Source organism: Dethiosulfatibacter sp., assembly GCF_983023055.1.
Genome location: NZ_CEZJXU010000030.1, coordinates 317 through 10,728, shown reverse-complemented (window position 1 = coordinate 10,728; position 10,412 = coordinate 317). Strand labels below are relative to the sequence as shown.

Here is a 10,412-nt window from a genome sequence, read left to right as displayed (position 1 = left end):
GCATATTCTACTGAGAGGACATTTATGTCAAGTAGGGTGGAACCGCGGAATTTATTTTCGTCCCTATACAAGGGACGAATTTTTTTATTTTTTGAAAGGATGGATAATATGGCAAAGAAAAAAGAAAAAAGCAAGTTGGAAAAACTGGTTTCGTTATCAAAGAGCAGAGGAATAATATTCCCAGGTTCTGAAATATACGGAGGATTGGCAAATACTAGGGATTACGGTCCCGTTGGTGTTGAAATCAAGAACAATGTTAAAAAAGCATGGTGGAACAAATTCGTCCAAGCTAACGAGCACAATGTAGGACTTGATTCTGCAATACTTATGAACCCACAAACATGGGTGGCATCAGGTCATGTTGGAGGATTCAACGATCCTCTTATGGATTGTAAGAGCTGCAATTCCAGATTCAGAGCTGACAAGCTTATAGAAGACTATTTTATGGCACAGGGTGACTTGGATACAGTAGTAGATGGATGGTCAAATGAACAAATGGAGAAATTCATAGAGGAAAAAGGCGTCAAATGTCCTGACTGTGGAAAGCATGACTTTACCAATATCAGACAGTTCAACCTTATGTTCAAGACATTCCAGGGAGTTACTGAAGATTCACAGTCGGAAATATTCCTTAGACCAGAAACAGCACAGGGAATATTTGTAAATTTTAAAAATGTTGTACGTTCATCAAGAAAAAAAATTCCTTTTGGAATAGGACAAATAGGTAAATCCTTCAGAAATGAAATTACACCTGGAAACTTTACATTCAGAACAAGGGAGTTTGAGCAGATGGAACTTGAGTTTTTCTGCAAGCCAGGCGAAGATCTTGAGTGGTACAACTACTGGAAGGAATATTGCATGAATTGGCTTCTTTCTCTTGGAATGACAGATGCGAATGTAAGATTCAGAGATCACGATGATGAAGAGCTTTCTCACTATAGTAATGCAACTTCTGACATAGAGTATTTGTTCCCGTTTGGATGGGGAGAGCTATGGGGAATAGCTGACAGAACAGACTTCGACTTGAAACAGCATCAGGAAGTTTCAGGAGAAGATATGAAATATACAGATCCTATTACAAATGAAAAATACTTGCCTTACTGTATAGAGCCTTCACTAGGTGTCGACAGAGTAATGCTTGCATTTCTAATCGATGCATACAACGAGGAAATTCTTGAAGATGGAAGCGAAAGACTTGTGATGAAGCTTCATCCTGCACTTTCTGCATTCAAGGCGGCAGTATTCCCTCTTACAAAAAAGTTGAGAGAACCTGCAATGGAAGTATTCAATGAACTGTCATCTTTCGTAGCTGTAGATTATGACGAGTCAGGAAGTATTGGAAAGAGATACAGAAGACATGATGAAATTGGAACACCTTTTTGTATAACATTTGACTATGATTCACTTGAAGATAAATGTGTTACAATAAGAGACAGAGACACAATGGAGCAAAAAAGAATCAAAATTGAAGAATTGACTCATTACATACTTAAACACCTAACATTCTAAGGATGTGATATTATAAAATTTTCAGATAGACAAAATAAGATTGTTGAACTGGTCAAGAAAAGTGAACCAATAACAGGTGAACAGATCGGGGATTTCCTTAAGCTTTCTAGAGGAACCATAAGACCTGATCTGTCTATTCTGATAATGTCGGGAATACTGGAGGCAAAGCCCAAGGTAGGATATTTTTACAAGGGTGAACAATCTGGTCCCGAACTGAATGAAGCACTGTCTGTAATTGTGGACAAGGTAAAGTCAGTGCCTGTTGTAATCGATGAAGAAACAACAGTGTATGACGCTGCTGTTACTATGTTTTTGGAAGATGTAGGAACAATTTTCGTTGTTAAAGACAACCTGTTGAAAGGAGTTGTATCCAGAAAGGACCTTCTAAAAGCGACCCTCACGGGAGAGACAGGATCGACCGTACCGGTATCCGTAGTAATGACAAGACTTGCCAAAATTGTATATTGCCATAAGAATGACAGATTCATAGACGCTGTCAGAAAAATCGTGGAGTACGATGTTGACTGCCTGCCCATTGTAGTAGAAGAAGGCTACAACAAGCTAAAGGTAATAGGCAGAATTTCGAAAACAAATATTTCAAAGTATATATTGGAATTAGCAAAGCCAAACAAGGAGTAGTTATGAAAAATGTAAAGATATTTGCCCTTTCTGATTCCATAGGGGAAACTTCAGAACAGGTTTCAAAGGCAGTACTTCAGCAATTTGACGAAATAAATTATGACATAAAGATATATCCACATGTAAAAACCAGGAAACAGATAGATGAGATAATTGAAGATGCAAAAAAGGAAAATGCAGTTATTGTATTTACTCTTGTTGTAGTTGAATTAAGGGATTACCTTATAGTGAAATCAAAAACTCATAATGTGACCAGCGTTGATTTAATAACGCCGTTGCTGACGCCCCTTATTGAACACATAGGACTAAAACCAAAGAGGGAGCCCGGACTTCTCCATAAATTCGATGAAAATTATTTCAGGAAAATGGATGCAATAGAATTTGCTGTTAAATATGATGACGGAAAAGATACAAGAGGAATAGTTTTGGCCGATGTAGTAATGATCGGTATTTCCAGAACCTCCAAGACACCTCTTTGCATGTATCTGGCCAACAAGAATATTAAAGCTGCTAATATACCATTGGTTCCTGAGGTTGATCCTCCAGAGGAACTAATGAATGCCAATGCTGGTAAAATAATAGGACTTTTTGCTGATCCTGAATATCTCAACAGAATCAGGAAAGAAAGGCTTAAGGTTTTGGGACTAAGAGACAATGCATCCTATGCAAGTCTGGATAGAATAATCAAGGAATTGGAGTATGCAGACAGGTATATTAAGAGATTAGGCTGTAAAAAAATAGATATTACAAACAAATCAATAGAAGAAACTGCAAGTATAGTAATCAACTGGCATAATGACATAACAAGAAAAGAAAGAGAATAACTCTTTCTTTTTTTGGGTAGTTAAGTGAAAAGGGGATTATGATATGAATATAAGAGAAAAGTATGAAGACCTTGAATATAGCATATTATCAGAATTCGCTGTTAAAGCAAAAGAATCAAAGGGAAGAGCAAGAAAAGAAAAAGATTGTGATATAAGAACCTGTTTTCAAAGGGACAGGGACAGGATTATTCATTCAAAGGCTTTTAGAAGATTGAAGCACAAGACACAGGTATTTTTGGCACCGACTGGAGACCATTACAGGACCAGACTGACCCATACTCTGGAGGTATCACAAATATCGAGGACAATAGCAAGGGCATTGAGACTCAATGAGGACTTGACTGAAGCTATATCCCTGGGACACGACCTTGGACATACACCCTTTGGACACAACGGGGAAGCAATCCTTAACAAGCTTTTGAAGGACGGATTCAGGCACAACGAGCAGAGTTTGAGAGTCGTTGACATATTAGCCAAGCACAAGGAAGAGTACGGTCTTAACCTTACAATGGAAGTAAGGGACGGAATTCTGAACCATACGGGGTCAATTAAACCATTTACCCTAGAAGGACAGATAGTTAAGATTTCAGATAGAATAGCATATCTTAACCATGATATTGATGATGCCGAAAGGGCAGGTCTTGAAGGGATTTCAGAAATACCGATACACCTTCTTGATATTCTTGGTCATTCTCATGGAGATCGTATCAATACCATGATTAACGATATAATCCTGAACTCGAAAGATAAAAATGAAATTATCATGAGTACTGAAATATATGATGCAACTATGGAACTCAGAGAATTTATGTTCGAAAAGATTTATACCAATAAGACGGCAAAAAGTGAGGACAGGAAGGCGGAAAAAATTCTTGGGGACTTGTTCAAACACTATATGGAACATATTGAAGAAATTCCAAATCACGGTAAAAAAGATAGATTAACCGACGAGGAAATTGTAAAGGACTATATAGCAGGAATGACGGATACATATGTTATAAAGCAATATAGTGATATTTTCCTTCCATTGCCATGGGATAAATATTGACTTTTGTTAAATAAAATTGTATAATTATTGTTCCTAATTTGTTATAATGGTGGTAGTATGCCAAACTCTATAGATGAAAACAAAATTGAAGAAATTCTAAATATGAATGACATAGTAGAAGTAATAGGTGAATTGATAACTTTGAAAAAGACAGGAGCCAACTATTCTGGACTCTGTCCTTTTCATAAGGAAAAGACACCTTCTTTTGTTGTATCTCCAGATAAGCAGATATACCATTGCTTTGGATGTGGTGCAGGTGGAGATGCTATCAGTTTCGTAATGAACCATAGGAACTTGAGTTTCATGGAATCTCTTGAATATCTTGGCGACAGAGTTGGAATAAGGATTGAAAAAACCAATTCCTCGCAGAAACAGGATAGATACAAGATAAACTATGAAATGAATAGAGATGCTGCTGTGTATTTTTACAAGCAGTTAAGCCAGAGCAGGCAAGCCACTGAATATTTGAGGAATAGGGGCATAAACAACAATGCCAGAAAAATGTTCGGAATAGGCTTTTCACAAAATAAATGGGATGGCCTCATTAAGTATCTTGAGGAAAAAGGCTACCAAAAGAAGGATATGGAAGTAAATGGGCTCATAATAAAGAGTGAGAAAAGCAATAGCCACTACGACCGTTTCAGGAATAGGGTTATATTCCCTATATTTGATATAAAAAAGAGAATTATTGGATTTGGAGGAAGGGTTCTGGACAAGGAACTCCCAAAATACATAAATTCTCCAGATTCTCCCATATTCAACAAGGGAAAGAATCTTTACAATCTTGACAATGCTAAAAACAACTCCCATAGGGAAGGTATAATCCTGACGGAAGGTTACATGGATGTCATCAAACTGGCAATCAATGGATACGAGAATGTCGTTGCATCATTGGGTACGGCCCTTACTATTGATCAGATAAGGTTGATGAAAAAGTATAGCAAAATCTTTTATATTTCATACGACTCCGATGGAGCTGGAAAGAAAGCTGCTGTGAAAGCTGCCAATCTGTTAAAGTCAAAGGATCTTCAGTGCCGAGTGTTGTTATTTCCCGATAAAAAGGATCCAGATGAATTCATTACACAATATGGAAGCGCTAAATACAAGGAAAGGCTTGAAAATTCATTTGAATATTTTGAGTATCTGGACTATTTCCTTTCAGCAGAATTTGATTTGAATTCAGACAAGGGAAAACTCAACTATATAAGGGAAATGATACAGTACCTTAACAATGTAAATAATGCAGTTGAAAAAGAACTGTATATAGATAAAATATCAAAAAAACTGAATATTTCAAAAGATTCCATATTTAATTTATTTAAAAAGAACCAGTCATCCAAAAGGAAAACTGAAAAAAATGTATTTAAAAAAATAGATATGGGAACAGGCAAAACAAATTCATACGAAGTGAAGCTGCTTGATTTGCTTAAAAAAAATCCGGAAATTGCAGAATATATTAAATCCAAATACAAGGAGGATATATTCAGAGATACAAAATACAAAAATGAGTTTTATAGTCTAATGAGCAGAGAATTTAAAGAAGGTGAAGTACAAGGCGCATTGGACGTAAATCTTACGCAACAGGAATTAGTAGATATGGCAGATGATTATATAAACAAAATCAAGAACGACAGTAAAAAGAAAATCAGAACAATGTTGTATGATAGATTGTTGTCAGAGCCTGACAATGAAATGTTGAAAGAAAAAATAAGAAATATAGATCAGGAAAACTTAAATTAAGGGGGCTACTATATGAGTGCAAAGAAAAATACAAAAAATGAGAAAAAGAATAAAAATGATGTAATTATAGAGCAGAATACAGTCGAGGAACTTAAACAGAAGCTTAAAAAGAAATGCAAAAAAGAAGGATTTATAGAATACAAGGATATAGTTGAAACCTTTGAAAAGGTTGATATTTCGCCAGAAGAAATTGACGAAGTGTATAAGTTTCTTGAAGATAGCAAAATAGAGATAATGGGTTTTCAGGATGATTTGATACTGACGGAAACTGAAACCAAATCAAATAACAGCGTTACAGAGAAAGATGTTGAAACTATTCCGGTTAGAAAGAAAAAGGAATCAGATGGAGTACTTCTTAAAGGTGTCAATGTTGACGACCCGGTAAGAATGTATCTTAAGGAAATAGGCAGGGTGCCTCTGCTTACAGCTGAAGAGGAAGTAGAGCTTGCTAAAAGAATGGAAGCCAACGACGAGATAGCAAAGAGCAGACTTGCTGAAGCAAACTTGAGACTTGTTGTAAGTATAGCCAAGAGATATGTAGGAAGGGGAATGCTTTTCCTTGATCTTATACAGGAAGGAAACCTTGGACTTATCAAGGCCGTTGAAAAATTCGACTATAGAAAAGGATATAAGTTCAGTACCTATGCAACATGGTGGATAAGACAGGCCATTACGAGGGCTATTGCTGACCAGGCAAGGACCATAAGGATACCTGTACATATGGTTGAAACAATAAACAAGTTAATTAGAGTCAAGAGACAGCTTTTACAAGAACTTGGAAGAGATGCAACCCCTGAAGAGATAGCTGAAGAAATGGATATGGAACCTGAAAAGGTAAGAGAGATACTAAAAATAGCACAGGAGCCGGTTTCTCTTGAAACTCCTATTGGAGAAGAGGAAGACAGCCACCTGGGAGATTTTATACCGGATGATGATGCTCAGGCGCCTGCTGATGCTGCAACTTCAACACTGTTGAAGGAACAGCTTGTAGAAGTGCTTGACACCCTTACTGAAAGAGAGCAGAAAGTTCTAAGACTAAGATTTGGTCTTGATGATGGAAGAGCAAGAACTCTTGAAGAAGTAGGCAAGGAATTTGATGTAACAAGGGAAAGAATCAGACAGATTGAAGCAAAGGCTTTGAGAAAGTTGAGACACCCAAGCAGAAGTAAAAAACTTAAAGATTACTTAGAATAAGAATAGATAGAATAAAGATTCGGTTTCCGAATCTTTATATCGTTGTTGGAGAAAATCATGAGTGAAAGACTTAAAACTATAATTAAAATGTTTGATAAATGCAATGTTGCCGCAGACATAGGCACGGACCATGCTTATATACCTGAAATGCTTATTAAAAATGACCTGTGTAAAAAGGTTATTGCAACGGACCTTAATGAAGGACCTTACAAGATTGCAAAAAGATATGTGGAGTCTGTTGGTCTTGAGGATTCAATAGAGGTAAGACATGGCAATGGACTTCAACCAGTTGACCTTAAAGAAGTGGATACTGTTGTAATTGCGGGCATGGGTGGAATCCTTATAATTAATATACTTGAAGAAAAAATCGATGGCTTTGATGAAATTAAAACTTTGATTCTTCAGCCTATGAATGCGGCGAACAAGGTAAGGAAATACCTCCATGAAAAAGGATTCAGCATAATAGACGAAGAAATCGCAAAGGAAGAGCATCATTTCTATGAACTCATAAAGGCGAAGAAATCTTCTAAATCATATACATATGAAAAGGAACTTTTTTATGAAACCGGAAAGACCCTTTTTGAAAAGAAACATCCATTGCTGAAACAGTTTGTTGAAAACAAAATGAGAATAAATTCCGAAATAATAGACAATATGGATAAGGCAAATATCTCAAACAGAAAGAAAGAAAATCTGAAAATCAGAAATGAAGAGTACAGGGAGATGTTAAATAGTTATGGTATTGAATGATCTAATTGCTAATCTGAATGAAAAGTTTCCCTTGTCTCTGGCCGAATCATGGGACAACTCAGGAAGTCAGCTTGTAGATGTCAATAAAGAAGTGAAAAAGATAGTTCTAACCCTTGATGTAACTGATAAGGTTTTGGAATATGCTATTGAAAATGAAGCGGATCTTATACTTTCTCATCACCCATTTATCTTTTCACCTCTTAAAAATCTGGAACTTAACTCATACAGAGGCGGTATAATTAAAAAGCTTATACTCAATGATATAAGTTGCTATTCAATGCACACGAACTATGATTCGGCAAGAAATGGCATGAACAGTATACTTGCTGAAAAGCTAAAGCTTTCAAACTGTAGTAATATTATTGAAACAGACGCGGAAATAGAAGCCGGATTTGGAATGGTTGGAGAGCTTGAGAAAGCTGTAGAATTTGAAGAATTCGTAAAAGATGTGAAATTGGTATTTAATCTTGATTATGTCATAGAATATGTTTTTAGCAATAATGATCAAATTAAGAACGTAGCATTTTGTGGAGGAGCAGGAGCGGATTTCATAGTTGAAGCAAGCAAATGCAATGCAGATATTTATCTAACTGGAGACATAAAGCATCATGATGCACAGCTGGCTTACGAGCTTGGACTCAATCTACTTGATGTAACCCACTACGGTCTGGAGAAAGTCTTTATAGACCATGTGGCGGGAATAATCAATGATGAATTCTCAGATATTGTAATATATAAGTATAGTAAAAATGACTTTTCAGGAATAGTAAAATAACAATTGATATTATAGTTAAAGTGTACTATAATATTCAAGAGTAAGTTGGATAATCGCATGGAAACATGAGGAAAGTCCGAGCTTCATAGAGCGTGATGCTGGTTAATGGCCAGTGAGGGTGACCTTAAGGAAAGTGCAACAGAAAATTACCGCCCGTAAGGGTAAGGATGAAAAGGTGAGGTAAGAGCTCACCAGCGGTTAGGTGACTAATCGGCTGTGTAAACCCCATTTGAAGCAAGACCAAGTAGGGACATGGAATGGCTGCTCGTCATATCCCGAGGTAGGTCGCTTGAGCTTTTTGGTAACAAAAAGACTAGATAGATGATTATCGAATACAGAACTCGGCTTATAGACTTACTCACCAATTGAAATGACTGCTGTCTAGCGGTCGTTTGGAAAATAAAAGTATGATTGATGAATTTTAGGTTCTTCGAAAATTACTTTTTAGAATGTATGTCACGTGGTATGACTTTAACACTCAAAACAGGGTGGTCATATCACGTGATTTTTTGGTTTATACAGGGTTTAACCTCTTAATGATGAAGGCTCATATTATAATATTTTCTCGACGTTTTCCAAATAAAATTGGGAAGGTTTAAACTATGAAAAGAGCAGTTATTACTATGAATGTTGAGGATACTATGACATTTAAGGAGTTGTTTGAGAACTATATTAGAATGTCGAAACTGAAAAATTTATCACCTTACACTATAAGGACGTATACGCAGGCATATGAGCGGTTAAATAGCTTTGTAGAATTGGAAACGTTACTATTATCTGAAGTCAACAAGGACTTGATTGATGATTACATAATGCATCTTCAGAATAAAGGCTTAAAAGATACTTCTGTAAAAAGTATAATTAAGAACACTAAACCCATAATAAACATGGGTATTAAGAATGGATATATTAAACCTTTTGAGTTTACGATAATCAAAGTCAATCAGGAAATAAAGGAAATCTACACTGAAGCAGAACTGAAAACATTACTTGAAAAACCTAATATTAGGGAAGTGCAGTTTAGTAAGTATCGTAACTGGGTGATTATTAACTTTCTTCTTGGAACTGGTGTAAGAAGGCTTGAATTGGTTAATATCAAACTCAAACATGTTGATTTGCAACAAGCCATTATATTACTAGCTAGAACAAAAAATAGGAAGCAAAGGTATGTTCCTTTATCATCAAGCCTATTGAAGGTTCTAAGAGAATATATGATGTATAGAAAAGGTGAGGAAGAAGATTATCTGTTCCCGAATATATATGGAGAACAATTGAATGAAGATACTTTATCTAATGAAATATATAAGTATAACAAGAAAAGGGGAGTCAGAAAAACCAGTGTGCATTTATTCCGTCACACATTTGGGAGTATGTATATAGCTCAAGGTGGAAATCCGCTTACACTTATGAGGATTTTAGGACATTCTAATATGAAGATGGTAAACCACTATGTTCATTTGAATACAGATTCATTGGTTATGGATAATGATAAATATAACCCGTTAGAGAGATTCTCATCTCCAACCAAAAGAGCAATAAAAATTTAGCTAATTATGTGGCATTGGCAAATTTGTATAAAATACCAAAAAAGCAATAAATATGCATAAAAACATCGATATAATGGACTTTAAGACATATCTTGTTGTTAGATTAATTAGTGTTCATATTAAAAATATTGGAAATTTTGTCGATAAGTTCAAGTGCAGTCAAATCAACGTACAAGAATTTGATCTAGAAGTTAACTATTTCTGTAGAAGCTGGTATGCAACAGGTTAGGGGATATCTTCACTTAGGGGTTTCTGTTTCTTCAGTAAGCAAAGACATTATATACCTGTTTAACGTTGTATGATGAGTACATAATTAACTACTATATTTCAGTGTATTTTAATGCATGAATGTGAATTGTGCTACCCAAAAGCAAAAAACGAAACAA

Annotated in this window: 9 protein-coding genes and 1 other RNA gene; all 10 read left to right on the top strand. The window is 35.7% G+C overall.

Features of this window, described 5'->3' with window-relative positions:
- The first annotated feature begins 108 nt into the window (after positions 1-108).
- The 10 genes from AC3AX0_RS02455 to AC3AX0_RS02410 all read left to right on the top strand — a co-directional run bounded on the left by AC3AX0_RS02455 (position 109) and on the right by AC3AX0_RS02410 (position 10,026).
- Positions 109-1,509 carry a glycine--tRNA ligase gene (locus AC3AX0_RS02455; protein ID WP_487548716.1) on the top strand — a complete coding sequence of 467 codons (1,401 nt, stop codon included), beginning with the start codon at positions 109-111 and terminating at the stop codon, positions 1,507-1,509.
- Positions 1,510-1,518: 9 nt separating this feature from the next.
- Positions 1,519-2,148: a transcriptional regulator CcpN gene (gene ccpN / locus AC3AX0_RS02450; protein ID WP_487548717.1), complete on the top strand. Its 630-nt coding sequence runs from the start codon at positions 1,519-1,521 to the stop codon at positions 2,146-2,148.
- A gap of 2 nt (positions 2,149-2,150) precedes the next feature.
- A complete protein-coding gene (locus tag AC3AX0_RS02445) occupies positions 2,151-2,972 on the top strand; it encodes a pyruvate, water dikinase regulatory protein (RefSeq protein WP_487548715.1) in 822 nt (273 codons plus the stop codon).
- 43 nt (positions 2,973-3,015) lie between these two features.
- A complete protein-coding gene (locus tag AC3AX0_RS02440; protein WP_487548714.1) occupies positions 3,016-4,020 on the top strand; it encodes a deoxyguanosinetriphosphate triphosphohydrolase in 1,005 nt (334 codons plus the stop codon).
- A gap of 57 nt (positions 4,021-4,077) precedes the next feature.
- Positions 4,078-5,760, top strand: a complete 1,683-nt coding sequence (gene dnaG, locus AC3AX0_RS02435; RefSeq protein ID WP_487548713.1) for a DNA primase — start codon at positions 4,078-4,080, stop codon at positions 5,758-5,760.
- A gap of 12 nt (positions 5,761-5,772) precedes the next feature.
- Positions 5,773-6,954 (top strand): RNA polymerase sigma factor RpoD, encoded by a 1,182-nt coding sequence (gene rpoD / locus AC3AX0_RS02430; protein ID WP_487548712.1) that lies wholly within the window; start codon positions 5,773-5,775, stop codon positions 6,952-6,954.
- Between the two features lie 57 nt (positions 6,955-7,011).
- Positions 7,012-7,704 carry a tRNA (adenine(22)-N(1))-methyltransferase gene (locus AC3AX0_RS02425; RefSeq protein WP_487548711.1) on the top strand — a complete coding sequence of 231 codons (693 nt, stop codon included), beginning with the start codon at positions 7,012-7,014 and terminating at the stop codon, positions 7,702-7,704.
- Positions 7,691-8,479, top strand: a complete 789-nt coding sequence (locus AC3AX0_RS02420; protein WP_487548710.1) for a Nif3-like dinuclear metal center hexameric protein — start codon at positions 7,691-7,693, stop codon at positions 8,477-8,479. Before AC3AX0_RS02425 ends, AC3AX0_RS02420 begins: the two co-directional genes overlap by 14 nt.
- A gap of 37 nt (positions 8,480-8,516) precedes the next feature.
- Positions 8,517-8,844, top strand: an RNA gene (gene rnpB / locus AC3AX0_RS02415) — RNase P RNA component class A.
- Between the two features lie 237 nt (positions 8,845-9,081).
- On the top strand, positions 9,082-10,026 hold the full coding sequence (locus AC3AX0_RS02410) for a tyrosine-type recombinase/integrase (protein ID WP_487548709.1): 945 nt from the start codon (positions 9,082-9,084) through the stop codon (positions 10,024-10,026).
- The last annotated feature ends 386 nt before the right edge of the window (positions 10,027-10,412 follow it).